Below are 25389 nucleotides of genomic sequence, written 5' to 3' on the forward strand. Positions count from 1 at the left end.
AATTAGGCTGTCGCGTTAGGAATTGGGGGTCGCACGCCTCCGTTTCCGCGACACGCCTGCACCATTCTTGCCATATCCGGGGTCAGTACCGATGAAATCCGTTCGCATGTTAAAGGGCAGCGCATCTGCCGCCGCCATCGCATCCCTGCTCGCCATCGCGGCGCCTTCTCTCGCGCAGGAAGCCCCGGTCGAAGCCTGGGGCGTCGAGCAGACCGACGTCGAGGCCGATCCCTCGATCACTTACGGCAGGCTGCCCAATGGCATGAAATACGCCATCCGGCAGAACGACACGCCCGAAGGCGCGGCAAGCTTCCGCCTGCATTTCGAATTCGGATCGCTGTACGAGGCCGAGGACGAGCGCGGGCTCGCCCATTTCATCGAACACATGGTCTTCAACGGATCGACCAACGTGCCCGAAGGCGAAATGGTCGCGCTGCTGGAGCGTCAGGGCCTGGCCTTCGGCGCTGACACCAACGCCTACACCAGCTTCGACGAGACGGTGTACCAGCTCGACGCACCCAACGCGACGGACGAGGCGGTCGACACGGCGATGTTCCTGCTGCGCGAAGCCGCCGGTAACGCGACTTTCGCGCCAGAGGCGGTCGACCGGGAGCGCGAGATCATCACCAGCGAACGCCGCCAGCGCGACAATGTCTCCCTGCGCGGCCTGATCGACCGGCTGGAATTTCAGCTGCCGGAATCCCTCTATGACGACCGCCTGCCGATCGGCCTCGACACGGTCCTGCGCGAAGCGCCGGCGGAGCGGCTGAAGTCGCTCTATCACCGCTATTATCGCCCGGAAAACGCCACCCTCGTCGTGGTCGGCGATTTCGATGTCGCGGCAATGGAAGCCCGCATCGCCGATACGTTCGGCGATTGGGAAGGCGTCGGCGAGGCGGGCGGCAAGCCCGACATCGGCCGCGTCGACCTCGAACGCGCAGCCGCCTTCAGCGTGTTCACCGATCCGGCATCCTCCTCCAATGTCGTGATCGCCGTCGCCCGCCCCTACACCGACCCGGCCGATACGCTGGCAGAGCGCCGAGCCGAGACGCTCGAAAGCCTCGCCACCTCGATCATGAACCGCCGGCTGGAACGCCTCGCCAACAGCGAGGGCTCCCCCTTGCTGGGCGGAGGGGTGATGACCGAGGCGTTCGATCCCGTGACGGAACTGACCATGCTGTCGATCGGTACCGGTGACGGCCAGTGGGCCCAAGGCCTTGCGATTGCAGAGAACGAATTGCGGCGCGCGCTGCAGTACGGCTTCACCGCCAGCGAACTGCAGGAAGCGATCGCGAACACCGAGGCGAGCTATCGCCGCGGGGCGGAGCAGGCCGATGCGCGCCGCACCCGCGCGCTGGCGGATGCCATCGTCAGTGTCGCTGGGGAGAACGATTTCGTGACCGACCCGGCATGGCGCTACCAGCTGTTCGGGGCGATGAAGGAAACGCTCACCCTTCCCGCCGTGAACGAGGCGTTCCAGAACCTGTGGACCGGAAGCGCGCCGTTGATCACCATCAATGCAAAGAGCGTCGACGGCGGCGAGGAAGCGGTCGCTGCCGCCTTTGCCAACGCGGCGACTGTCGCAGTGGAAGCGCCCGCCGATGCAGCCGTCGCCACCTTCGCATACGACAGTTTCGGCGACGGGCCGGGCGAAGTGGTGGCGGGCACGGTGATCGAAGACCTCGGCATCCGTACCGTCACTTTTGCCAACAATGTGAAGCTCAACATCAAGCAGACCGATTTCGAACCGGGCCGCGTGCGCTTCAACGTGGCGATGTCGGGCGGCCAGTTCGCGCTGGGCGATGCCGGCCCCGGCGAAGCCTTGCTGCTGCAGCTGGTTGCGGCACAGGCAGGGACTGCCGCGCACAGCTTCGACGAGATCCAGCAGGTCACGGTCGGCAGGCAGGTGACGCCCGGCTTCGCTGCCGGCACCGACGATTTCGTGGTCGGCGGCGCGACGACGCCGGCGGATCTCGCTCTGCAAATGAAGGTGGCCGCGGCCTACCTCACCGATCCGGGTTTCCGGCCGGAGGCGCAGAGCCGCTACACCTCGCTGATCGGGGCCGTCTATGCGCAGCTCACCTCGCAGCCGCCGCTGGTGTTCCAGTTCGAAAGCTCCGGCGTGCTGACCGACGACCCGCGCTTCGCCTTCCCTTCGCAGGAAGAGCTGCAGGCCGTCAGCCTGGAAGCGATCCGCGCGCCCTTCACCGCCAACGCGGCCGACGCGCCGATCGAGATCGCCGTGGTCGGCGACATGGATGCCGACGCAGTCATCGCGGCGGTCGCACAAAGCTTCGGCGCGCTTCCGGCCCGTGCGGACGTGGCGCCCGATTACAGCGAGCAGCGCGAAGTCGCCTACAACGACCTGTCGGGCGACGAGGTGGCGACCTTCACCCACGGCGGCCCGGCGGACCAGGCGATGGCCGGCAGCGTCTGGCGCACCGCCGACGATGGCGACTTCCGCGAGGAAGTCACGATGCGCCTGCTGAAGGAAGTGATCGACATCTACGCCACCGAAACCCTGCGCGAAGAACTGGCCGCGACCTACAGCCCGCTGGTCGACAATTCCATGTCGAGCGATTTCGTGGATACGGGCCAGCTATCCGTGGCCGCGGTCGTCTCGCCCGATGCGGTGGACCAGGTGCAGGCGCTGATCCCGACGCTGGCCGCACGGCTGCGTAGCGAAGCGGTGAGCGACGACATGCTGCTGCGCGCCCGCCAGCCGCTGCTGGAGCGGGTGCGCCAGCGGCGCAAGGACAACGGCTTCTGGCTGGGCGTCGCTTCCTCCGCACAGGGCGAGCCCGACCGGCTCGACCGGGCACGGGAGGAGGAAGCCATCCTCCAGGGCATCACCGCCGCCGACATCATGGCGCTGGCGAACAAGTACCTGGTGCCGGAACGCCGCGCGGATATTCGCGTGCTGCCGGCCGCCGCTGCCGCGGAATGAGCGTCAGCCGATAGAGGTCGTGTGAATATGGAGGTCGCCTTCCAGCGTCCGGTGAACCGGGCACCGGTCGGCGATCTCCATCAGCTTTTCCCGCTGCTCTGAAGTCAGGTCTCCCGTCAGCTCGATCGCCCGGTCGAGCGCCTGGATCTGCGTGCCGTCCTTGTCGCAATCGACGCAGTCCTGCTGGTGATCGCGCGAATGCTCCAGCTCGATACGCACGCTTTCGAGCGGCCATTTCTTGCGCTCCGCATACATCTGGATCGTCATCGACGTGCAGGTGCCGAGACTGGCGAGCAGCAAATCGTACGGCGTCGGCCCGTCGTCCCGCCCGCCGTAGCTGACCGGTTCGTCGGCGATGAACTGGTGCGTGGAGGTGCGCACGAACTGCGCGAACTTCCCGCCCGCGGTCTCCACCTCGACCGTGCCTGACAGGGCGACCTCCTCCGGCTCCGGCGCAGGCAGGTAGCGCGACGCCCACGCCGCGACGATACCGGCGGCATAGGACGCCGCGCCCGGCTCGGTCAGCAGATGATCCGCCCCGTCCAGCGCGACGAAGCTCTTGGGATGTTTCGCCGCGCGGAAAATCTCGCCCGCGTCGTGGACGGAGACCGTGTCGTCATCCGGCGCGTGCATGACCAGCAGGGGGAGGTCCAGCGAACCGAGGCGTTCGGCCTGCGGCTGGTTGCGGCCCTGTTCCAGGAAGTCGCGCGCGATGCGGAACGGGCGTCCGGCGATTTGGACCTCGGCTTCACCGTCGCGCTCGATGGCGTCCACCGCGTCGCCGAAATGGCCGAACACGTGGCTCGTGTCGAAAGGCGCGCCGATCGTGGCGACGGCGGCCGCGCTGGCGATCCTGCCCGCCGCCGCGATGACGGCCGCCCCGCCCAGGCTGTGCCCGACCAGCAGCTTCGGCGGCAGGCCTGCCGCCTCCAGCGCGTCGGCTGCCGCGACCAGGTCGTCGATATTGGCTGTAAAGCCCGCGTTGGCGAAATCGCCTTCGCTGCCGCCCTGCCCGGTGAAATCGAAGCGCAGCACGGCTATGCCCTGCGCCGCCAGCGCCGCCGCAATGCGGGTCGCCGCGCGGCTCTGCTTGGTGCAGGTGAAGCAATGGGCGAACAGCGCGGCGGCATGGGGCTGGCCGTAAAGAGGCCGTTCCAACCTCCCGTCGAGCCGCTGTCCGGCCCGCCCTTCGAACGTGAAAGTCTCGGTGGCTATCATCTCGGTCCTCCCCCCTGCATTGTCGGCGCGCTTTCTGTTCATGGCAACCGCCCACACGGTTGCGCCGTTCCGCGCCGCGCGGCATAGGCGGCTGCGAACCTCCACACTGGTACAAGGCACGCACCCGGCCATGAAGCTTCGCATCCTCGTTTCGCTGAAACCCGGCGTGCTCGACCCGCAGGGCCGCGCCGTCCACCATGCGCTGGAAGGCCTCGGCTTTTCGGGCGTCGAGGATGTCCGCATCGGCCGCACGGTGGAAATGGATGTCGCCGACGACACCAGCGACGAAGCGATCGACGAGATGTGCCGCAAGCTGCTCGCCAACACGGTGATCGAGGATTACCGCGTCGAGAAGGTGGGCTGACGATGGCCTTCCGTTCCGCCGTCATCACCTTTCCCGGATCCAACTGCGACCGCGACATGGCGGTGGCGCTGGAGCAGGTTTCCGGCGCAGCGCCGCACCGCGTCTGGCACGGCGATGCCGACTTGCCGGACGGGCTCGATTTCATCGCCCTGCCCGGCGGCTTTTCCTACGGCGATTACCTGCGCAGCGGGGCGATGGCGGCCAACAGCCCTATCCTTGCCGCGGTGAAGAAGCAGGCGGAGCGCGGCGTCCCGGTTTTGGGCGTGTGCAACGGCTTCCAGGTCCTGACCGAAGCCGGCCTGCTGCCCGGTGCGCTGATGCGCAACGCCCAGATCACCTTCGTCTGCCGCACGGTGGAACTGGAAGTCGCCAACAGCCAGTCGCTGTTCACCGGAGGCTACGAAAGCGGCCAGCGCATCCAAATCCCGGTCGCGCACCATGACGGCAACTACTACGCCGACGAGGACACGCTGGACCGGATCGAAGGCGACGGGCGCGTGGCCTTCCGCTACGTGCAGAACTGCAACGGTTCCTCGCGCGATATTGCAGGGGTGCTCAATGCCGCCGGCAACGTCCTCGGCATGATGCCGCACCCGGAACGCGCGATCGAGGATGCGCATGGCGGCACCGACGGCCGCGCCCTGTTCGAAAGCGTTGTAAAAAGCCTCGTCGACGCATGACGCTTACGCGCTCGCGGCCCGGTGCCGCCGGAACAGCGCCAGCGCATCGGCGGCGTCCATCGGGCGGCCGAAATAATATCCCTGGATCTTGTTGCAGCCGAGCGCGCGGATCATTGCCGCTTCTTCCTCGGTCTCCACGCCTTCTGCGGTGGTGTTCATCTCCAGGCTGTCGGCCAGTGCCACCACGGCCTTGATGATGGCAAGGCTCTCGTCGCTGCCGGCGCTGGCGCCCTGCACGAAGCTTCGGTCCACCTTGATGGTGGAGAAACGCACCTTGCGCAGGTAGCCGAGCGAGGAATAGCCGGTGCCGAAATCGTCCAGCGCGACCGAGCAGCCGAGGCCCTTGATCTGCTCCAGCGTGGCGCCTGCCGTCGTCCCGTCGCGCAGGAAGATGCTTTCGGTGACCTCGATTTCCAGCCGGTTTGCGGCAAGGCCGCTCATCGACAAGGCGCGCACCACGGTGTCCGAGAACGCGGGATCGAGCAGCTGTTCGCCCGAGACGTTGACTGCGACGCGCACATGCTCGGGCCACCTGGTCGCTTCCTCGCATGCGCGCTGCATGACCCATTCGCCGATGGGCACGATCAGGCGCGTGTCCTCGGCCAGGGGAATGAATTTCGCGGGGCTGACGAACCCGTGATCGCGGCTGTTCCAGCGCAGCAAGGCCTCGAAACTGGCGATGCTTTCGGTCTGCGCATCGACAACGGGCTGGAAGTCGAGCGTCAGCTCGTCCCGCTCCAGCGCGCCGCGCAGCGCGATTTCCAGCCTGCGCCGTTCCTCGGCATGGGCGTGCAATTCCGGCTTGTAGGCGAAATGTGCGCTGCCGCCTTCGTCCTTGGCGCGATAAAGCGCCAGGTCGGCGTTGCGCATCAGCATCTCGACCGTGTCGCCGTCACGCGGGCCGAAGGCGCTGCCGACGCTAGCCCCGACATAAAGCGTGTGGCGGTTCACTTCGTAAGGTTCGGACAGACGCCCGATGACCGCTTGCGCCAGCTCCTCGATCCGCGCCTTGTTGCCGGCATCGCGGATGACGATGGCGAATTCGTCCCCGCCCAGCCGGCCCACCATCTCGCCGTCGCCCATCAGGCTCTGCAAGCGGTCGGACACGCTGGCGAGCAGCTGGTCGCCGATCAGGTGGCCGAGCGAATCGTTGACCGACTTGAACCGGTCGAGGTCCAGCATCAGGAAAGCGCAGCGGGTGCGCCACTGCTCGGCATATTTCATCGCGTCGGCCAGCGTTTCGGTCAACATCAGCCGATTGGGCAGGCCCGTCAGCGTGTCGTAACGGGCGAGCCGCGCGATCTTCTCGGACGATTCGCGCTGTTCCGTGACGTCGGAGCCAACCCCGCGGAAGCCCGTGAACTTGCCCTGCTGGTCGAACACGGGCGTTCCCGACAGCTCCCACCAGCGCTGCTGCGCGCCGATGGCGACCTGTACCAGCAGGTTCGAGAAGCTGGCGCGGCTTTTCAGCCGTTCGGCCAGGTCATGCAGGCTGGGCGGAAACTGACCCGTTTCCCATGCCTTGCCGGCGATCGCCTGGATGAAGGACGTGCCGTTGTAGCCGGCAGGCTCCCCACCCAGCGCAAAGGCGAAGCGCGGGCTGGCGGAATGGATGCGGCGCTGCCGGTCGATCTGCCACAGCCAGTCGGCATCGCCTTCCTCGAATTCGCGCAGCAGCATGGAGACGACTTCGTCCTTTTCCGCCACGCCTGCCTCCGCCACCCGCACTTTCAGGTAGGAGCGGGCGCTGCGGATGATGCCGACCAGCGCCAGCCCGACGAATCCGATGCTGGCGGCGGCCATGACAAGGTCGCCGGTAAGCAGGAAGGCCGCGATCTGGGGCACGCCGATGGCGGCGACGAAAATCGCCGTTCCTGCTGGCGCGCTCGAGCGGATGACCATCGCCGCCGCGATCAGCGTCGCGGAAATGGTCCACAACACGAGGACATCGACCGAACCGCCGAGGAGTGTGATAGCGATGGCGGGCAGCGACCAGACCGCTCCCAGCGCGCCGGAGACGACCGCGTTGCGGCGCATCGCTCCTGCGGGCAACCCGTTGCGGTCCGCATCGGCAAGCATGCCGTCCGATTTCCGCAACTGCCACAGCGCAAGGCCGAGGGCGGTGCCCCAAGCGATGGTGAGGACCAGCGGCAAATCGAAAGCGATCATGGCGAGCGCCACCAGCCCCGCCACTGCGTTGGCGATCAGGAACAGGGTGCTGGTGTCGGCCAGCCCTGCATGCTGGATGCCGCGCACACGCGCCCAGTCCGCGCCTGCCGGGGTCATCAGACCCAGCAGTGCGTCGGCCGGAAAATCCCGCGGCAAAGCCGGAATGTCGTTGCGTTCGCCCGTCACCAGCATGCGGGTAACGGGAAAGGGTTATCGGGGCGTAAACCTTTCCCCCGAAATCGAGCGAATTATTCGACGGTTACGGACTTGGCCAGATTGCGCGGCTGGTCGACGTCCGTGCCCTTTGCAACGGCCGTGTGATAGGCGAGGAGCTGCACCGGGATCGCATAGACCAGGGGCGCGATCAGCGTGTGGACCTTGGGCATCTCGATGGTCGCCATGCACCCCTCGCCCGCCTCTTCCAGCCCCTCGGCGTCCGAGATCAGGACGATCTTGCCCCCGCGTGCGCTCACTTCCTGCATGTTCGACACGGTCTTTTCGAACAGCGGGCCCGACGGCGCGATCACGATGACCGGCACCGCCTCGTCGATCAGCGCGATGGGGCCGTGCTTCATCTCGCCCGAAGCATAGCCTTCGGCATGGATGTAGCTGATTTCCTTCAGTTTCAGCGCGCCTTCCATCGCAATCGGGAAGTCCTGCCCGCGGCCCAGGTACAGCACGTCGCGTGCCGGGGCGATGAGGTGCGCCATGGCGGCAATATCCTCGTCATGGGCGAGCGCGGCGTTTAGGCAGGCGGGCACCTCGATCAGGTGACGCACGATCTCCGCCTCCTCCGCGCGGTCGATGCGCCCGCGCTTCACCGCCATGTGCGCTGCCAGCGCCGCAAGCACGGCCAGCTGGCAGGTGAAGGCCTTGGTCGAGGCGACACCGATTTCCGGCCCGGCATGGGTCGGCAGCAGCAAGTCCGCCTCGCGCGCCATCGTGCTGGTGGGCACGTTGACGACCACTGCGATGGTCTGGCCGTTTTCCTTGCAATGGCGCAGCGCGGCCAGCGTGTCCGCCGTTTCCCCGCTCTGCGAGATGAACAGCGCCAGCCCGCCCGGCTCCAGCACCGGGTCGCGATAGCGGAATTCGGACGCCACATCGATGTCCACCGGCAGGCGCGCGAACTGTTCGAACCAGTATTTCGCCACGAGCCCGGCGTAATAGGATGTGCCGCAGGCGACGATGGTGACGCGGTTGATGGCCGACAGGTCGAAGTCGATCTGCGGCAGCGCCACCGTGCCGTCTTCGCGCCGGACGTAGGAGGACAGCGTCTGCGCCACCACGGTCGGCTGCTCGAAGATCTCCTTCTGCATGAAGTGGCGGTAATTGCCCTTCTCGATCGCGGCGGCGGTCGCGCCCGAGGCGACGACATCGCGCGTCACCTCGTTGTTCTCGCTGTCGTAAATCGTCGCGCCGTCGCGTGTGATGACGACCCAGTCGCCTTCTTCCAGATAGGTGATGTGCTGGGTCAGCGGGGCCAGCGCCAGCGCGTCGGAGCCGAGGTAGGTCTCCCCTTCGCCATAGCCCACCACCAGCGGCGAGCCGAGCCGCGCGCCGATCAGCATGTCGGGATGGTCCTTGAACGCGATAGCCAGCGCAAAGGCGCCGCGCAGACGGGGCAGCACGTCCCGCACCGCATCGCGCGGCGAGGCACCGTCCTCGTAAGCCTGCGAGACGAGGTGGGCGACGACTTCCGTATCGGTTTCGCTCTCGAAAGTGCGGCCCTTGGCCTGCAGCTCGTCGCGCAGCTGCTTGAAATTCTCGATGATGCCGTTGTGGACCAGCGCCAGGTGCTCGGTCGCATGCGGGTGCGCGTTCTTGGCGGTCGGCGCGCCGTGGGTGGCCCAGCGGGTATGCGCAATGCCGATATCGCCCGGCGCATCGTCCTTCTTCAGCACCTCGACGAGGTTGGACAGCTTGCCTTCCGCCCGGCGGCGCACAAGCTCGCCATCATGCACGGTGCACACGCCGGCGCTGTCGTAGCCGCGATACTCCATCCGCTTGAGGCCATCGACCAGCCGATCCGCAACCGGCTGACTGCCGATAATTCCGATAATTCCGCACATGGTTACAAGGCCTTGCTGTCAGAGTGAATAGGGTACGCGGATGCCCGGCATGCGCGCCGGGAAATCCTTGGTGTTTCGGGTGACGAGGATGCGGCCAGCGACCTGCGCCGACGCCAGGATTATTGCGTCGGGTGCCTTTAGAGACTTGCGCTGATGGCGCAAGTCGGCGGCGCGGCGGGCAATTTCCTCGTCGATTTCGCTCATCGCGAACAGGCGGAGGAACTCTTCCGTCTCCGATGCGGCGGCATCGGGTACGCCCGACATGACCTCGATCCAGGTCATCCGGCTGATCCATGCCCTGCCGACATTGCGCACTTCCGCCCATGCCGCAGGGCGATCGTGCAGCATGTCGATGATGATATTGGTGTCGAAGAAACGCTCGCTCACGGCTTGGGCGGTTTGGCTTGCGCCTGGTCGAGGTCCGCCACGTCGGGCCACTCCCCGCGCAGCTTGCGTTCGTATTCCAACCCGTCGACCGACGATCCATGGCGCGACCATAGGCCGAAATATTTCTCGAACCCCTGGCGCGATTCGGACGCGAGGTAATCCGCCACCGCCTCGCGGATCAAGGCCGCGCGCGACTTCGATTCCGCCCGGGCGAGCTCATCGAGGCGAACGAGGTCCTCTTCAGGGATATCTGCTAGCACGCGCGACACGGTGATATACCGATATCATATCGTGATATCATCGCAAGAAGAATGTTTAGCCGCCCTTCTCCGCCGCCTTCTTCTTGCGCATCGCGTCGTGGAAGCGGTCGGCCCAGCCTGGCTTCATCAGCTGTTCGCCGCGGACCAGTCGCAATTCGCCGTCGTCCACGTCGCGCGTCACCGCGCTGCCCGCGCCGACGATGGCATCGCGGCCGATCTTCACCGGGGCCACCAGCGCGCTGTTGGAGCCGATGAAGGCCCCCTCGCCGATGACCGTCCGGTGCTTGAAATAGCCGTCGTAATTGCAGGTGATCGTGCCCGCCCCGATATTCGCCTTCGCGCCAACGGTGGCATCGCCGATGTAGCTTAGGTGGTTGGCCTTTGCGCCCTCGCCCAGCGTCGCCTTCTTCATTTCGACGAAATTGCCGACCTTGGCGCCTTTCTCCATCACCGCGCCCGGGCGCAGGCGGGCATAGGGGCCGACTTCGCAGCCTTCGCCCACCGTAGCGCCTTCAAGGTGGCTGAACGCCCGGATCTTCGCGCCCTTCGCCACGCTGGTGCCGGGGCCGAAAACCACGTTGGGCTCCACCACGACATCGCTTGCGAGCTCGGTATCGTAACTGAAGAACACGGTTTCGGGCGCGCGCAGCGTCACGCCGCCCGCCATCGCATCCTCGCGCCGGTCGGCCTGCCATTGGGCTTCCGCCGCGGCGAGTTCCGCGCGGCTGTTGATCCCGGTCACTTCCTCCGGCTTGTCGGTCGTCACCACCGCACAATTGCGCCCGTCGCCGATGGCGATGTTGACGATGTCAGGCAGGTAGTATTCGCCTTGTGCGTTGTCGTTCGACACGCGGTCGAGCAGCGCGAAAAGGTCCGCCGCCTTCGCCGCCATCAGGCCCGAATTGCACAGGGTGCAGGCGCGCTCCGCCTCGCTCGCGTCCTTGTATTCGACCATCTTCACGATGTGGCCCTGTTGCGCGATCACCCGGCCATAGGCCTTGGCGTCGTCCGGTTCGAAGCCCAGCACCACCGCAGCCGGGCTGTCGGCCTCGTTCAACCGGTCGACCATCGCCTGCATCGTGGCCGCGCGCACGAAAGGCACATCGCCGTACATCACCAGCACGTCGCCTTCGAAGCCAGCGAGCGCGTCCCTCGCCTGCTGGACCGCGTGGCCGGTGCCGTGCTGCGGCATCTGCAGCGCGAAGTCGCAGCGGCCCGCCAGCGCCTCTTCCACCTGCTCGCGCCCCTCGCCCGTCACCACGACGAGCTTTTCCGGCGACAGCCTTTCCACGCTGGCGAGCAGGTGCTCGACCATGGAACGCCCGGCGATGGGATGCAGGACCTTGTGCAGGTCGCTCTTCATGCGGGTGCCCTTGCCCGCGGCGAGGATGACGGCGGCGATCGATCGTGTCTGAGTGCTCATGGAAAGCGCCCATGCCACCAAAGGGTTGCGGATTGAAGTATGCACGGGCAGGTCCCGCCGCCATGAGCGATTTTCCCTTCGACATCGTGGGCTTCGACCTGGACGGCACGCTGGTAAACACCAGCGGCGACCTTGGCGCGGCCGTGAACCATGCGCTGGCGCTGGCCGGGCGCCAGCCGGTGCCCCTCGATAATATCCACGAGATGGTCGGCGGCGGGGCCAAGATGCTGCTGAAACAGGCGCTGGAGCGCACCGGCGGAATGCCCGCCGACGGGTTCAAGCCATATTACAAGGCGCTGCTGGCTTATTACGGCGAGCATGTCTCGGTCCATTCCCACCCCTACGAAGGCTGCGTGGAGGCGCTGGAAGCGCTTGCGGCGATGGACGTCACGCTGGCGGTGGTAACCAACAAGTTCGAAAGTTTCGCCCGCACGCTGCTGGGGGACCTCGGCCTCCTCGGCCATTTCGCGCTTCTGGTCGGCGGCGACAGCCTGGGCAAGGATGCTGACGGGCAATACCGCGCCAAGCCGATGCCCGATCCCCTGCTCCACATCCGCACGGAATGCGGCGGCGGGCCCATGGCCTATATCGGCGACAGTTCCTACGACGTAGATGCGGCAAAGGCGGCGGGCATTCCGGTGCTGGTGGCCGGTTGGGGATACAACGACCGCCCGGCAGGGGAACTGGGCGGCGATGCGGTGATTCGCGGCTTCGACGAGCTTATCCCCGCCCTCAAGGCGCTTTGATCACGCGCGCGTTCCCGCGCAAGGCGCGGTCTGACGTTACGGAAAGCGGGGACCCATAATCGCGCGGTTGAATTGACCGCCGGTGCATGCCATCGACCCCGCAGAATTCAGCCAGTTTCACGACAGGAGACACCCCCATGTCCATCGATTTCAAAGACCGCGTAGCCATCGTCACCGGCGCCGGCGGCGGCCTGGGCCGCGAATATGCGCTCGAACTCGCCCGCCGCGGCGCCAAGGTCGTCGTCAACGACCTCGGCGGATCGCGCGACGGCACCGGCCATTCCGACGCCGCGCTGCAGGTGGTCGAGGAAATCAGGGAAGCCGGCGGCACCGCCATGTCGAACGGCGGCAGCGTGACCGAATTTGCCCAGATGGAAGAAATGGTCGCCAAGGCGAAGGAAGAATGGGGCGGCGTCCACGTCCTGATCAACAACGCCGGCATCCTGCGCGACAAGAGCTTCGCCAAGATGACGATGGACGACTGGAAGATCGTCGTCGACGTGCACCTCAACGGTAGCGCCAACGTGACCAAGGCCGTGTGGGAAACCATGCGCGAGCAGGCCTATGGCCGTATCCTGATGACCGCCAGCAGCACCGGCCTGTTCGGCAACTTCGGCCAGGCGAACTACGGCGCGGCCAAGCTCGGCCTCGCCGGCTTCACCAAGACGCTCTACCTCGAAGGCGCGAAGTACAACATCAAGGTGAACACGCTGGCGCCGGTCGCCGCGACGCGCATGACCGAAGACATCATGCCGGAAGCCATGTTCAAGATGCTCGGCCCGGAAAACGTCGTCCCGGCGGCGCTCTACCTCGTCAGCGAAGACGCGCCGACCAACGCGATCGTGGGCGCGGGTGCAGGCGGCTATCACTCCGCCTTCGTGACCATGAACACGCCGGTCATCCTGGACCAGGACGATCGCACGGTCGAAGGTTTCGCCGCCCACTGGGACGAGATTTCGAAGACCGAGCCAATGACGATCCCGAACTCCGGTGCGGAGCAATCGGGCGCGATCATGACCGCGATGCAGAAGAAGATGGCCGGCTAAGCCGCCACGCTGCCGGGCGACATGACGATGCGCCTACCCGCCACCGCCTGATAATTCCGGCGCAGACAGACGGATCCGGCTGCGCAGCTGCGCAGCCGGGCCTTTTCGCGTCAGGAATCCACCGATTTCAGTAGCCGCCGCTCTATCGGGGCGAGGACGCTGGCGAGCTCCTGCCCGCGCTTGAGCATCTGGCCCTGTTCGCCGACGAGCGCCCACATGCCTTGCTTCATGCGCAGCGCCGGGCGCTTTTCGATCCGCACCTCAGGGCGTTCCGCCGCGCGGCGAAAGGCGGCGAAGACCGCCACGTCGCGGGTGAAGTCCATAGCGTAGTCGCGCCACTGGCCGGCGGCGACCATGCGGCCGTAGAGGTCGAGGATGCGCTGCAACTCCAGCCGTTCGAACCCCACCTGCTGCGGCTGGCGCCCCGGAAACGGCACGATCCGCGCCGCGTCGTTCAAACCCGCCATCAGCTATCGGTCCCCGTGGGTCGCGGCGCGTCCCTTTCGGCGCGCAATTCCTGCAACTGGGCGGAAACCTCCGCCAGCTGTGCCTGCAATTCGGCGATGCGGCCGTCCACATCCGCGGGCAATTCGGGGCACGGCGGGCACGGTTCCTCGCACGGGGTGCCATAGGGCATGAATTCGCGCGCCCATTCTTCCACCGGCATCAGGGTGGAGCGGGCCTTGAGGCCGATCATCGTCGCGCCTTCTGGCACATCGTCGGTGACCACCGTGTTGGCGCCGATCCGCGCCCGTTCATTCACCGTGATGGGGCCCAGGATCTGCGCGCCGGAGCCCACGATCACACCATCCGCCAGCGTCGGGTGCCGCTTGCCCGGCACGCCGTTGGTCGGGTTGGTGCCGCCCAGCGTCACGCACTGGTAGATCGTCACATCGTCCCCGATCTCCGCCGTTTCGCCGATCACCGTGAAGCCGTGGTCGATGAAGAGGTGGCGGCCGATCTTGGCGCCGGGATGGATGTCGATGCCGGTCACCATGCGCGACCAGTGGTTCACCAGCCGGGCGAGGAAGAACAGCTTCCCCCCGAACAGCCAGTGGGCGATGCGGTGGTAGAAGATCGCCCAGACGCCGGGATACAGCAGCACTTCCCAGCGGCTGCGCGGTGCCGGGTCGCGGGCCTTGATGGAATCGAGAAAGGAGACGAGTTTTTCGAACATCGCGGCAATCCTTTCACTTCGGCGCGCATCGCGCAAGTTTGCCGGCCCGGGCCGCGTTAAAGGATGCGGCCGCGTTACAGGAGGCGCGGGGCCTCCGGTCCCTCGACCGCCTCCAGCGCGGCGCGCCAGACTGCTAGCGACGGCGGGCTCTTGCGCTCCAGGCTGATGCGGTCGATCTCGGCCACGATCTTTTCCGCCCCGGCAAAGCTGCGCGCCATGCGGGGCACGAGGTATCTGGTGGCTTCTTCGCCCAGCGCAAGGCCGCGCATCGCCGCGTGTTCTTCTATCAGCGCCGCGAGCATCGCGTCGTCGGGTGCGCCGATTTCGAGCTGCAGCGCCGCGCCGAGGCGGGAGCGCAGGTCCGGCAGCTTGATATCCCAGCTTTCGCGGTCCACGATCAGCAGCAGCCGCTCGCCCCCTTCGCGGGCGCGATTCCAGCGGTGGAACAGCGCGGTCTCGTCCAACGTGTCCGCGCCGTCGATGGTGGTGCCAAGGCCTTGCTGCACGAACCAGCCGCCCATCAGCGACTTGCCGGAGCGCGGTGGGCCGAGAAGGATCGCGGTGCCGAAAGGCCAGTTCGACGGGTCGGAGATCGCGTCCGCCACATGGGCGTTGGCGGGGCCAAGTACGATGCGCGAAGGCGCGGCCTTTCCGGCACGCTCCAGCGGAAGGGCGATCTGGCTCAACCGTGCGCCCCTAGCGCGTGATGGAGAGCGCGCTGGGGCCCTGCGTCACGTTCCAGCCGCGCGCCCGCAATGCAGCGGCCAGAGCCGACAGATCGCCGGTGTAGGTCACGCGCATGACCGAGGTGCCGCCGATCGCCGTCGAGCTCACCGAAGCGGCGCCGACGCCGGGCGTGCCGCGGACCGAACCGAGCGCGGCATCGAATGCCGCACCGTCGGGCGAGGCGAACTGGACCACGTATGTCACGGTCGGTACCGGGGCCGCCGTTTCGGTCGGCATGGGCGAAGGTGTGGCCGCGCCTTCCCCGCTGCCGGAGGAACTGCTGCTGCGCGATGCGCCGCTTGCGGCATCGGCCTGCGCCTGGTTTTTCGCCCGCAGCTGGTCGAGAGCGGCGCGCCATTCGGGGCTCAGGCTGAGTGTCTGGCGGCCCAGCGTCGGGTCGGGGCTCAGCCTACCGTCGGCCAGCGCCTTGCTGTAGATCTGATCGAAGCGGGCGACCGCTTGTTCGTACATCGCGGGGATGGCGGCATCGTTGGCGGCTTTCAGGCGGAAGCTGCCGAGATATGCGTTGTTGGGGCCATAGCGGGCGACGAAGTTCGCCTCCACCGGTCCGCCGGGATATTGCCGCGTCACTTCGGCGATGGCGACCAGGACGTCGGACGCGCCGAACTGGTCGAGGATGTTGCGCCACCACACACGGCTGCGGCGGCCGGTCTGGCCATAGGTGAGCAGGAGCGATTCGCCCCCGGCCCCGCTCGGCCGGACGTAGTCGACCGGGCTCGACCCGAAATTCGCTTCCGCCCAGGCGCGCTGCCATTCGGTGCGGCTTTCGAACATCGTGTAGACGCCGCCTTCGTTGAGGACGGGCAGCATCAGCATCGGTGCGGAACGCTTGGCCTGGCTGCCCCGGCCAACCATACCGCCGGCGCGCTGACGGTCGAACACCACGCCCAGCGTGGCGATATAGCGTTTCGGCCCGATCGATTCGCGCTCGATCAGGATGCCCGCGACCATCGAATTGAGCTGGCCGTCGGAGATTTCGGGACCTTCCAGCTTCTCCCACGCGAGGCGGGCGGCTTCGGTCCAGCCCTTCTCGCGTGCTTCCTGCGCGGTGTCCGCCGTGACATCGACCTCGATCTCGCCGACTTCGATATCGGTCGACTGCGCGCGCGGCTGGATGCCGCGGTCGCCTTCGATCTGCGCGCGCACCGCCACCAGCGCAACCAGCAGCAGGGCGCCCGCCAGCAGCACGCCGATTGCGCGCGCGGACAGGTGCATGATGCGGGGAAGAGGCGGAAGAATGGTCGTCATCGGGGAAAGTCAGCGCCTTTTGCCCAAAGCCGAGTGGAAATCCAAGCGCGAAAGGCTAAGGCGAAGCAATGAGTGGCAAGAACTCCCCCTTTACCTACGAAGACGCGGGCGTCTCCATCGCCGCCGGCAATGCGCTGGTGAAGGCGATCGGACCGCTGGTGAAAGCGACTGCGCGCCCCGGTGCCGATGGCGAGATCGGCGGCTTCGGCGGCTTCTTCGACCCGAAGGCGGCCGGATACAGCGACCCGCTGCTCGTCGCCGCGAACGACGGGGTCGGCACCAAGCTGAAGCTGGCCATCGATACGGGCCGGCACGATACGGTGGGCATCGACCTTGTCGCCATGTGTGTGAACGACCTGATCGTGCAGGGCGCGGAGCCGCTGTTCTTCCTCGACTATTTCGCCACCGGCAAGCTGGAGCACGGCGTCGCGGAGCGGGTGATCGCGGGCATTGCGGAAGGCTGCAAGCAGGCCGGCTGCGCGCTGATCGGCGGCGAGACCGCGGAGATGCCCGGCATGTATGCCTCGGGCGATTACGACCTCGCCGGCTTCTGCGTCGGCGCGGTGGAGCGCGGCGAGCAATTGACCGGCGAGGGCGTGACGGCTGGCGACTTGCTGGTCGGCCTTGCCTCTTCGGGCGTGCATTCGAACGGCTATTCGCTCGTGCGCAGGCTGGCGGCGGACAAGGGCTGGAAGCTCGACCGCCCGGCCCCGTTCGATCACGAGCGCCTGCTGATCGACCACCTGATCGAGCCGACGCGCATCTATGTGCAAAGCCTGCTGCCAGCGGTGCGCAAGGGGATGGTGAAGGCGATGGCGCATATCACCGGCGGCGGTCTGCTCGAAAATATCCCCCGTGTCCTGCCCGAAGGCGCACGCGCCGTGGTCGATGCGGATAGCTGGCCGCAGCCCGCGCTGATGGCCTTCCTGCAGGGCCAGGGAAATATCGAGCCCGAGGAAATGGCCCGCACCTTCAACTGCGGCGTCGGCATGGTGGTGGCGATCGAACCCGACAAGGCGGACGATTTCCTCGAACTGATGCGGGCGCAGGGCGAAGGCGCATTCGTGGTCGGCAGCGTGGAGAGCGGCACCAGGGGCTGCACCGTGCGCGGATCGCAGGGAACCTGGGCCGCCAAGGCCGACTGGTCCGCCGGGCACGATGGCTGACCCCGCCCGTGCCCCGAAAGCGCGCGTGGCCGTGCTGATTTCGGGTGCGGGCAGCAACATGGCGGCGCTGCTTTATGCCAGCCGCCTGCCGGGTGCCGCCTACGAGCTCGTGCTGGTCGCCTCCAACGATCCGGATGCCGCGGGCCTCGCGCTGGCCGAGGCAGAGAGCGTCGAGACCTTCGCCCTGTCGCACAAGGGGATGGCGCGGGCGGAACACGACGAAGCGATGGACGAGGCCATTCGCGCGAGCGGGGCGGACTATGTCGCGCTGGCGGGGTACATGCGCATCCTGACCGACGATTTCGCCGCGAAGTGGCGCGGCCGGATGCTCAATATCCACCCGTCGCTGTTGCCGAAATACAAGGGGCTGGACACCCATGCGCGGGCGATCGATGCGGGCGACAGTCACGGCGGCGTGTCGGTCCACCTCGTCACGCCGGAGCTGGATGCGGGCGAGGTCCTGGGCCAGCTGCCCGTCGCGATCCGCGATGGCGACACGGCGGATGACCTTGCCGCGCGGGTCCGCCTCGCCGAACACCAGCTCTATCCGCGCGTGCTGGGCGAATATGTCTCGCGCGCCTACCGCGCCGACTGGCTGCTGGAGCAGGTCCGGACCCGCGCTCTCGCCCTGCCCGAAGCCGAAGAGCGGCCCAGCCACGGTGCGCCCGGCTGGCGCACGGCGGGGAAGAGCGGCAAGTATTTCGCCTATTTCAACGACCGCCACCACGGCAGCGATCATATCGCGCTGCTGGTGAAGACCAGCGGGCGGGACGAAATGGACAGCCTGATCGAGCGCGCGCCGGAAGCCTATTTCAAGCCAGCCTTCTACGGTGCGAGCGGCTGGATCGGCGTGATCCTCGACCAGCCCGGGCTCGACTGGCAATCGGTGGAGGACTGGCTGGAGCGAAGCTGGGCCGCAGTGGCGCCCAAACGGCTGGCTAGCCTGCAGCGCGCCGCTGTGGAATTTTAGCGTCGTCCGCTGAACGTTCGCCGGCGTAACGCACCTGCCACAGTAACCGCTCGCCTTCCGGTGCCAGCGAATGGAATATGGTCAGCGTTGCAAGGCCCATCCCGGCCCGCCGTGTCACCTCGTCTAGCCGGGGGTGGAACCCACGATCCGATCCCATCATTGTTTTCGCCAGCACGAGCAGTTTGTCACGCCCGGCGGTATACACATTCAAGCGCTGATTGGAGGTCTTTACAGGAAATTAGGTCGCAACTTGTCGCGGCTGCGCCAGGATTTGCGACAGGCGCACCGGCTGCGTGCCGTAGCTCTGGAACTCGGAAACCTTCTTACCGCGCACCTTGGCACGCCACAGCGTATCGTGGTTTAGCGAGGGCTCGTTCGACCGGCTGTGCCCGCTCAACAGCGCATCGTCCCCGCGCACCGTCTTGCCGGTAATCTCCAGCCTGAAAGACGGATCGAGTTCAAAAAACCGCTCCATCGCCGCACCGATTGCCTGCTCGCCTTCGATGGCACCGCCGGTGTTGTCGATGAAGCGACAATCGGGGGTGATGAGTTCGGAAACCCGCCGGGAACTGCGCGTGTTGAGGGCCGCGACGAACTGCATCGCGACATCGATCTTGCGGTTGCTGATCCCTCTGGCCATCGGCGCCCCTCCGAGTCGGCATCGCCAATATAACGCAAAAGGGGGCCGGACGCAGCCCGTCCGACCCCCTTTTGGCAAGCGCCTGATTCAGCGAAGAATCAGCCGACGATCTCACTGTCGTCGAAGAAGTATTCGATTTCGATCTTGGCGTTTTCATCGCTGTCGGACCCGTGGACCGAATTGGCTTCGATCGATTCCGCATAGGTCTTGCGGATCGTGCCTTCGTCGGCATCGGCGGGGTTGGTCGCGCCCATGACGTCGCGGTTGGTCTTCACGGCATCTTCGCCTTCCAGCACCTGCACCACGACCGGGCCGGAGACCATGAAGTCCACCAGTTCACCGAAGAAGGGGCGTTCCTTGTGCACCGCGTAGAAGCCTTCGGCCTGTTCGCGGGTCATCTGGATGCGCTTGGAAGCGACGACGCGCAGGCCGGCGTCTTCCAGCATCTTGGTGACCGCGCCGGTCAGGTTGCGGCGGGTGGCATCGGGCTTGATAATCGAAAAGGTGCGGGTAACCGCCATGGTGATTTCCTTGGGTTGTCTTGTGGGGGAAAATTGTTGCGCGCGCCACTACCCCCGGGGGCGGCGTTAGGCAAGCGGATAGGCCGATGAGCGTTCGCGTGCCGAGGTGGCGGCAAAATCCTATCTCGATTTGGTGAGTGATGAATTGTGAAGCGCTATCTAGTCTCAGTATGGCGTTGGCTGCGCTTCATCGATGGTAGAGAGGCCGCGACCCTATCGATGCGATGGGCGCGCCCGTTTGCCTTCATGTCCTTCACAGTGCTCTTGGTGAGCGGCCATTGGATCCCGACGCGATGAGCGCCTATTTCACCGCCATGGCGTAGGCACCCGCGTGGTTGAGCAATGTCCTAACCATCCTGATTCTTGGCCTCGCGGTTGAGAAAGGCATCGCCCACCCCATCAGCGGAGTGATCAAAGCCGTGAAGGGTAAATGACCGAAATCATCATGATGATGCCGTCATGGATTCGAATGAGTCCATCCCCGCCTTTTTCTTCACATATACGTTTTGGGCCTTGCCAGCCTCACCAGCCTAGCATTCGCGGGGACTCGCCCCTTTTTGTGGAGATGGCGGGGAAAAGATTAGGGTTAGAAGAGACCCGTCGCGCTTGACGGTAACGAGTTCAGGGATTCATTACCTGTGGCGTGGTCAGCGCCATGGATTCCAAGCCAATGGCGTGGGGGGCACACCGGAGCCTGCTTGTTCCGCTACGTGTCGCCTCCCCACCACACTTTCTTAGCCTCAAGCCATTGGGTTTCGCAAATCCGCCCGATGGACCATTCGCTAGGCTGTCGCTCGCTTTTGCACTGGTTTTTCGAGTAGGCGCTCAGCCCTTCTTCACCCAGCGCCCGTCCTCGCGCGCGAAGAACTCGCGTTCCAGCCCGTCGCGATCTTCCAGCGCCTTCCACGTCTTGCGCGCCGCATCGCGGCCGTCCTCGTCGAAGAACAGGAAGGCGCGTTCGAAATCCTGCGCCGCATCGCGCCAGCGCCCGTCCGCAAGGCCGACAAAGGTCGCCCCGTTGGCGGCATCGCACTCCTCGGAAATGAGGATCGGCTGGCGCGCATCGTGCGGCCCGCCCGCCTCGCCATGCGCCAGGAATTCCTGCGGCTGCTCGGTCCACAGCCCCTTGTCGAGCCGCGCGCGCAGGTCCGCATCCTGCGTCACCAGCAGCATGCGGCTGCCGCCTTCGAGCACCTTGACCGCGATCTGAGCGATCGCGCTTTCCAGGGGCATGTCGGCGACGAGATAGAAGCCCAGCTTCATGCCTCGGCCCCGCTCGCTGCTTTGTCTGCTGACTTGCCCGCGCGGCGGCAGCGGTCGGAACAGAACTTCACGCTGTCCCAGTCCCGCTCCCACTTCTTGCGCCAGGCGAACGGCAGGCCGCAGGACGCGCAGGTCTTGGTGGGCAGATCAGATTTTTTCCGCATCCTGGGCATTTTGTTGTCCTACCGCTTCGCTGCTTGAGGACAAGCTTTCGTCCTACCGCTTCGCTGCTTGAGGACAAGCTTTCGTCCTACCGCTTCGCTGCTTGAGGACAAGCTTTCGTCCTACCGCTTCGCTGCTTGAGGACAAATTACCCCTTCACCGTGTCACGGATGAGGCGGTCGAGCAGGCGCACGCCGTAGCCGGTCGCGCCCTTGCCCCAGGCGTGGCCGGGCTTGTCCGCCCAGACCATGCCGGCGATGTCGAGATGCGCCCAGGGGGTGTCGTTCTCGATGAAGCGCTGCAGGAACTGGGCTGCCGTGATGGAGCCTGCGCCCTTGCCGCCAATGTTCTGCATGTCGGCGATCGGGCTGTTGATTTGCTTGTCGTATTCCACTGACAACGGCATGCGCCACAGCTTGTCGCCCGTCGCGGTGCCGGCGGCGAGCAGGTCGTTGGCCAGCGCGTCGTTGTTCGAGAAGAGCCCGCCGTGTTCGTTGCCGAGCGCGATGATCATCGCCCCGGTCAGCGTGGCGAGGTCGACGATGCGCGCCGGCTTGAACTCGCGCTGCGTCCACGTCAGCACGTCGGCCAGCACCAGCCGCCCTTCGGCATCGGTGTTGAGCACTTCGATGGTCTGGCCGGACATGGATTTCACCACGTCGCCGGGGCGCTGGGCCTTGCCGTCGGGCATGTTCTCGACCAGCCCGACCACGCCGACGACGTTGGCCTTCGCCTTGCGCTTCGCCAGCGTCAGCATCGCGCCGACCACGGCCGCGCTGCCCCCCATGTCGAACTTCATGTCGCCCATGCCGGGGCCCGGCTTCAGGCTGATGCCGCCGGTGTCGAACGTCACGCCCTTGCCGACGAAGGCGACGGGGGCATCGTGGGCATTGCCGCCCATCCATTTGACCGCGAGGATACGCGAAGGCTGCTCGCTACCCTGCCCTACGCCGAGGAGCGAACCCATGCCGAGCTCTTCCATCTGCGGCACATCGAGCACGACGAGCTCCGCGCCCGTTCCTTCGAAAGCCTTGCGGCAATGTTCGACATAGCTGACCGGGAAAATCACGTTGGCCGGTTCCGTCACCAGTACGCGGGCGAATTCGATCCCCTCGGCCACGGCGGCGGCATCGTCCCACGCGGCGTCCATCCCTTCGGGCGCGCCGACGACATGGATCGTCTGCAGGCTGACCTTCTGGTCGTCCTTCAACGTGGTGCGGTGCGCATCGTAACGCCAACCGCGCAGGACCGCGCCCAGCAGCACGGACGCCGCGCCGTCCGCATCGAGGCCGCTACCGCCGAAATCGATGGCGATGGCCTCGTTGCCCGAGGTCATGAACTTCGCCGCGAGCGCGCTGCCGGCCTTTTCGAGCTTGGTGGGGCTGGCATCGCCGATCCCCGCCAGCACGACATGGTGCACGCCGTCCTCGCCATCGGCGAAGCTTTCGAACAGCTGCCCCGCGGCGCCCGTGAACCGGCTCCGCTCTGCGCCTTTCGCAATCGCGTTGGGCAGGTCGGCGGGCAGGTGGTCCTTTTTCGCAAGCCGTGCATAGGGCATGGCCGCGCCGCTGGGGGACTGGTCGAAAGTGATTTTCATGGGATCGGGCTCCGGCTGGATGGCGCGGAAACCACGGCCCTGCGGCCATTTTTCACGCGCTGCAATTCGCGGCGTTGCGCTTAGGCATCGCCGGTGCGATAGGCAAGCCATGCCCTGCGACACGCAGCCTGCGCTGCCGATCCTGACTGCCCCCGGTCTCCACCGTTTTGGCCCGCATCGGCGCACCGCCGGGCTTGCCGCATTGGCGGGCCTGCTGCTGCCGCTGGGCGCTCAGGCACAAGAAGGCGCGGCGCCGGGCACCGATACCGCGCAGGACCAGATCGACCCTGCCCAGCCAGAGCAGGACGCGCCGCAACCGGCTGCGCCTGTCGAGGCCGTAGCGGCGGAAGAAAACCCGCTCGCCGGGCGCGAGATCGAGTTCGAGGCGAACACGATCGAATATCTCTCCGACCCCGAGATCGTCACCGCATCCGGCAATGTCATCCTGCGCAGCGAGGACGATTCGGTCATCGCCGACCGGATCGTCTGGAACCGCGAGACCGGCGTGATCCGTGCAGAGGGCGACGTGCGCGTCGTCGATCCGGACGGCAACCAGCTGTACACCGACAGCGTGGAACTGGACGGCGACCTGCGCGTCGGCGCGATGGAGAACCTGCTCCTCGCCCTGCGCGCCGGGGGCCGGTTGGCCGCAGTGCAGGGATCGCGCGGCGAGGACGGCGCCGTCGTGCTGGAGCGCGCGGCCTACTCCGCCTGCGCCATCACCGGGCCGGACGGTTGTGCAAAGAACCCCAGCTGGCGCATCACCGCCGACCGTGTTGTCTACGATCCCGAGACGCAGGAGATCGATTTCCGCGGCGCTTACCTCGAGCTCTTCGGCAAGCGCCTGCTGCCGCTGCCCGGCCTCGCCATTTCCACCGACGGCAGCGCGCGTTCGGGCATTCTCGTGCCCAACCTGCGCCTGTCGGCTTCCAACGGGCTGGAGGTTTCGGGCAGCTATTACTGGCGGCTGGCGGAGAACCGCGACCTCACCGCTTCCGGCTATCTTTACACCGGCGCGCCGCCGATGGTGTCTGCGCAATACCGCCAACTTGGGGAAACCGGCGCGTTCCAGGCAACCGGCTATCTCACCCGATCCAGCCGCATCTCCATCGGCGACAATCCCGGCGATCCGGAGCGATCCTGGCGCGGCTATGTCTATGCCAACGGGCGCTACCAGTTCGATCCCAACTGGTCGGCCACCGGATCCATTCGCGTGGCGAGCGACCGCACCTTCCTGCGCCGTTACGACATCAGCCGCGACGACCGGCTGCGATCCACTGTCGAGGTCGAGCGGATCGACGACGACAGCTATCTCTCCATCGCCGGCTGGGCCTTCCAGACGCTACGGTTCGGCGACGACCAGGGCGAAGTGCCCTTCGCCATTCCCGCAATCGATTTCCGCCAGCGCCTGTCCGACCCGCTGCTGGGCGGCAAGGTCGAATTGCAGGCCAATTCGCTCAATATCCTGCGCACGGACGGGCAGGACACGCAGCGCGCCTTTGCCGGGGCGCGGTGGGACCGGCGCAGCATCCTGCCCATGGGCCAGGAAGTGACCGTCACCGCGCTGGCCCGGGGCGATGTCTACCATTCCGGCGACAACCTGCTCAGTCCCACGGAATTCTATCGGGGCGAGGAAGGCTGGCAGACACGTTTCGTGGCGCTCGGCGCAGTCGACGTGAAATGGCCGCTGGTCGGGGAGGCGTTCGGCGGCACGCAGGTGCTCACCCCGCGCGTCCAGCTCGTGGCCAGCCCGCCGATCCGCAACCTTGCCATCCCGAACGAGGATGCCCGCGCGATCGACCTGGAAGATTCCAACCTTTTCGCACTCAACCGCTTCCCCGGCTACGATCGGGTGGAAGACGGGGTGCGCGTCACTTACGGCTTCGACTGGAAATTCACCGCGCCCGGCTGGCGCGTGCTGGCGACGCTGGGCCAGTCCTATCGCCTGACGTCCAGCGACGACATCCTTCCCGACGGCACCGGCCTGTCCGAACGGGTCAGCGACATCGTCGGGCGGACGGAGGTGCGCTACAAGGATTTCGTCCAGTTCACCCATCGCTTCCGGCTGGACAAGGACGATCTGGCCGTCCGCCGCAACGAATTCGACGCCACGGTCGGGACGCGGCGGACCTATGTCGAAGTCGGCTACCTGCGCCTCAACCGCGATATCGCCATCAATATCGAGGATCTGCAGGACCGCGAGGAACTGCGCCTCGCCGGCCGCTATGCCTTTGCCAATTACTGGTCGGTGTTCGGCTCCGGCGTGTTCAACCTCACCGACCGCGAGGAAGACCCCAGCTTCACCGCCGACGGTTTCGACCCGCTGCGCACCCGCCTCGGTGTGGCGTACGAGGACGATTGCATCGAATTGGGCGCTACCTGGCGGCGCGACTATTTCGCCACCGGCGACGTGGAGCGCGGCAACACCTACCAGGTCTATATCAACCTGAAGAACCTCGGTTTCCGGTAAGCGCGCCTGCGTGCCGCTTGGCACCGCAGGGACGATGCGGTATCGGCGCGGGCAGATCATGCACTAAGCTGCGGTTAAGCCGGAATTCGCCAGGGCTTGCCGCCAATAGCGGGCAC

The 25389-nt window shown here is 66.2% G+C and carries 23 protein-coding genes; 8 read left to right on the forward strand and 15 right to left on the reverse strand.

Annotation, left to right across the window (positions count from 1 at the left end; translation table 11 throughout):
* The first annotated feature begins 106 nt into the window (after positions 1 to 106).
* The gene (locus QQW98_RS01390; protein WP_290135785.1) at positions 107 to 2947 is read left to right on the forward strand and encodes a M16 family metallopeptidase; all 2841 of its coding nucleotides are present in this window, start codon (positions 107 to 109) and stop codon (positions 2945 to 2947) included.
* A 3-nt stretch (positions 2948 to 2950) separates the two neighbouring features.
* Here QQW98_RS01390 and QQW98_RS01395 read toward each other — a convergent pair whose 3' ends face one another.
* On the reverse strand, positions 2951 to 4207 hold the full coding sequence (locus tag QQW98_RS01395) for a bifunctional alpha/beta hydrolase/OsmC family protein (RefSeq protein WP_290135786.1): 1257 nt from the start codon (positions 4205 to 4207) through the stop codon (positions 2951 to 2953).
* Positions 4208 to 4295: 88 nt separating this feature from the next.
* Here QQW98_RS01395 and purS point away from each other — a divergent pair, with 88 nt between their 5' ends.
* Positions 4296 to 4529 (forward strand): phosphoribosylformylglycinamidine synthase subunit PurS, encoded by a 234-nt coding sequence (purS, locus tag QQW98_RS01400; RefSeq protein WP_290135787.1) that lies wholly within the window; start codon positions 4296 to 4298, stop codon positions 4527 to 4529.
* Positions 4530 to 4531: 2 nt separating this feature from the next.
* Positions 4532 to 5209, forward strand: coding sequence for a phosphoribosylformylglycinamidine synthase subunit PurQ (gene purQ / locus QQW98_RS01405; RefSeq protein ID WP_290135788.1), 678 nt, complete (start codon positions 4532 to 4534; stop codon positions 5207 to 5209).
* Between the two features lie 3 nt (positions 5210 to 5212).
* On the opposite strand, the gene QQW98_RS01410 is transcribed toward purQ, so the two are convergent.
* Genes QQW98_RS01410 through glmU form a run of 5 tightly spaced genes read right to left on the reverse strand, consistent with a single transcriptional unit; the run spans position 5213 to position 11520 of the window.
* The gene (locus tag QQW98_RS01410; RefSeq protein ID WP_290135789.1) at positions 5213 to 7570 is read right to left on the reverse strand and encodes a putative bifunctional diguanylate cyclase/phosphodiesterase; all 2358 of its coding nucleotides are present in this window, start codon (positions 7568 to 7570) and stop codon (positions 5213 to 5215) included.
* Positions 7571 to 7626: 56 nt separating this feature from the next.
* The gene (gene glmS / locus QQW98_RS01415; RefSeq protein WP_290135790.1) at positions 7627 to 9450 is read right to left on the reverse strand and encodes a glutamine--fructose-6-phosphate transaminase (isomerizing); all 1824 of its coding nucleotides are present in this window, start codon (positions 9448 to 9450) and stop codon (positions 7627 to 7629) included.
* Positions 9451 to 9468: 18 nt separating this feature from the next.
* The gene (locus tag QQW98_RS01420; protein WP_290135791.1) at positions 9469 to 9837 is read right to left on the reverse strand and encodes a type II toxin-antitoxin system VapC family toxin; all 369 of its coding nucleotides are present in this window, start codon (positions 9835 to 9837) and stop codon (positions 9469 to 9471) included.
* Complete coding sequence (locus tag QQW98_RS01425; protein ID WP_290135792.1) at positions 9834 to 10097, reverse strand: ribbon-helix-helix protein, CopG family; 264 nt, start codon at positions 10095 to 10097, stop codon at positions 9834 to 9836. The genes QQW98_RS01420 and QQW98_RS01425 overlap by 4 nt, the downstream gene beginning before the upstream one ends.
* 55 nt (positions 10098 to 10152) lie before the next feature.
* Positions 10153 to 11520, reverse strand: coding sequence for a bifunctional UDP-N-acetylglucosamine diphosphorylase/glucosamine-1-phosphate N-acetyltransferase GlmU (gene glmU, locus QQW98_RS01430; protein ID WP_290135793.1), 1368 nt, complete (start codon positions 11518 to 11520; stop codon positions 10153 to 10155).
* A 62-nt stretch (positions 11521 to 11582) separates the two neighbouring features.
* Here glmU and QQW98_RS01435 point away from each other — a divergent pair, with 62 nt between their 5' ends.
* Entirely contained in the window at positions 11583 to 12266 is a 684-nt protein-coding gene (locus QQW98_RS01435; RefSeq protein ID WP_290135794.1) for an HAD hydrolase-like protein, read from the forward strand.
* Between the two features lie 137 nt (positions 12267 to 12403).
* Positions 12404 to 13312, forward strand: coding sequence for an SDR family NAD(P)-dependent oxidoreductase (locus tag QQW98_RS01440; protein WP_290135795.1), 909 nt, complete (start codon positions 12404 to 12406; stop codon positions 13310 to 13312).
* Between the two features lie 110 nt (positions 13313 to 13422).
* Here QQW98_RS01440 and QQW98_RS01445 read toward each other — a convergent pair whose 3' ends face one another.
* The 4 genes from QQW98_RS01445 to QQW98_RS01460 all read right to left on the reverse strand — a co-directional run bounded on the left by QQW98_RS01445 (position 13423) and on the right by QQW98_RS01460 (position 16484).
* The gene (locus QQW98_RS01445; RefSeq protein WP_290135796.1) at positions 13423 to 13779 is read right to left on the reverse strand and encodes a DUF2794 domain-containing protein; all 357 of its coding nucleotides are present in this window, start codon (positions 13777 to 13779) and stop codon (positions 13423 to 13425) included.
* A complete protein-coding gene (gene epsC / locus QQW98_RS01450) occupies positions 13779 to 14489 on the reverse strand; it encodes a serine O-acetyltransferase EpsC (RefSeq protein ID WP_290135797.1) in 711 nt (236 codons plus the stop codon). Before epsC ends, QQW98_RS01445 begins: the two co-directional genes overlap by 1 nt.
* Before the next feature lie 74 nt (positions 14490 to 14563).
* Entirely contained in the window at positions 14564 to 15175 is a 612-nt protein-coding gene (locus QQW98_RS01455) for an HdaA/DnaA family protein (RefSeq protein ID WP_290135798.1), read from the reverse strand.
* Positions 15176 to 15185: 10 nt separating this feature from the next.
* Positions 15186 to 16484: a heavy-metal-associated domain-containing protein gene (locus tag QQW98_RS01460; protein WP_290135799.1), complete on the reverse strand. Its 1299-nt coding sequence runs from the start codon at positions 16482 to 16484 to the stop codon at positions 15186 to 15188.
* A 68-nt stretch (positions 16485 to 16552) separates the two neighbouring features.
* Between QQW98_RS01460 and purM the strand changes: the two genes are divergently transcribed.
* Together purM and purN are read left to right on the forward strand one after the other, a co-directional pair.
* A complete protein-coding gene (gene purM, locus QQW98_RS01465; RefSeq protein WP_290135800.1) occupies positions 16553 to 17650 on the forward strand; it encodes a phosphoribosylformylglycinamidine cyclo-ligase in 1098 nt (365 codons plus the stop codon).
* Complete coding sequence (purN, locus tag QQW98_RS01470; protein WP_290135801.1) at positions 17643 to 18620, forward strand: phosphoribosylglycinamide formyltransferase; 978 nt, start codon at positions 17643 to 17645, stop codon at positions 18618 to 18620. Before purM ends, purN begins: the two co-directional genes overlap by 8 nt.
* Positions 18621 to 18858: 238 nt before the next feature.
* On the opposite strand, the gene QQW98_RS01475 is transcribed toward purN, so the two are convergent.
* The 5 genes from QQW98_RS01475 to QQW98_RS01495 all read right to left on the reverse strand — a co-directional run bounded on the left by QQW98_RS01475 (position 18859) and on the right by QQW98_RS01495 (position 22803).
* Positions 18859 to 19260, reverse strand: coding sequence for a YybH family protein (locus QQW98_RS01475; RefSeq protein ID WP_290135802.1), 402 nt, complete (start codon positions 19258 to 19260; stop codon positions 18859 to 18861).
* Positions 19261 to 19358: 98 nt separating this feature from the next.
* The gene (ndk, locus tag QQW98_RS01480) at positions 19359 to 19781 is read right to left on the reverse strand and encodes a nucleoside-diphosphate kinase (RefSeq protein ID WP_290135803.1); all 423 of its coding nucleotides are present in this window, start codon (positions 19779 to 19781) and stop codon (positions 19359 to 19361) included.
* Positions 19782 to 20606: 825 nt separating this feature from the next.
* Positions 20607 to 21044, reverse strand: a complete 438-nt coding sequence (locus QQW98_RS01485) for a DNA polymerase III subunit chi (protein ID WP_290135804.1) — start codon at positions 21042 to 21044, stop codon at positions 20607 to 20609.
* Positions 21041 to 21217 carry a DUF2256 domain-containing protein gene (locus tag QQW98_RS01490; protein ID WP_290135805.1) on the reverse strand — a complete coding sequence of 59 codons (177 nt, stop codon included), beginning with the start codon at positions 21215 to 21217 and terminating at the stop codon, positions 21041 to 21043. The genes QQW98_RS01485 and QQW98_RS01490 overlap by 4 nt, the downstream gene beginning before the upstream one ends.
* A gap of 137 nt (positions 21218 to 21354) precedes the next feature.
* Positions 21355 to 22803 carry a leucyl aminopeptidase gene (locus tag QQW98_RS01495; RefSeq protein WP_290135806.1) on the reverse strand — a complete coding sequence of 483 codons (1449 nt, stop codon included), beginning with the start codon at positions 22801 to 22803 and terminating at the stop codon, positions 21355 to 21357.
* 109 nt (positions 22804 to 22912) lie between these two features.
* Between QQW98_RS01495 and QQW98_RS01500 the strand changes: the two genes are divergently transcribed.
* Positions 22913 to 25273 (forward strand): LPS-assembly protein LptD, encoded by a 2361-nt coding sequence (locus QQW98_RS01500; RefSeq protein ID WP_290135807.1) that lies wholly within the window; start codon positions 22913 to 22915, stop codon positions 25271 to 25273.
* Positions 25274 to 25389: the final 116 nt, after the last annotated feature.

The sequence above is a fragment of the Alteriqipengyuania flavescens genome, assembly GCF_030406725.1.
Classification (GTDB): domain Bacteria; phylum Pseudomonadota; class Alphaproteobacteria; order Sphingomonadales; family Sphingomonadaceae; genus Alteriqipengyuania_B; species Alteriqipengyuania_B flavescens.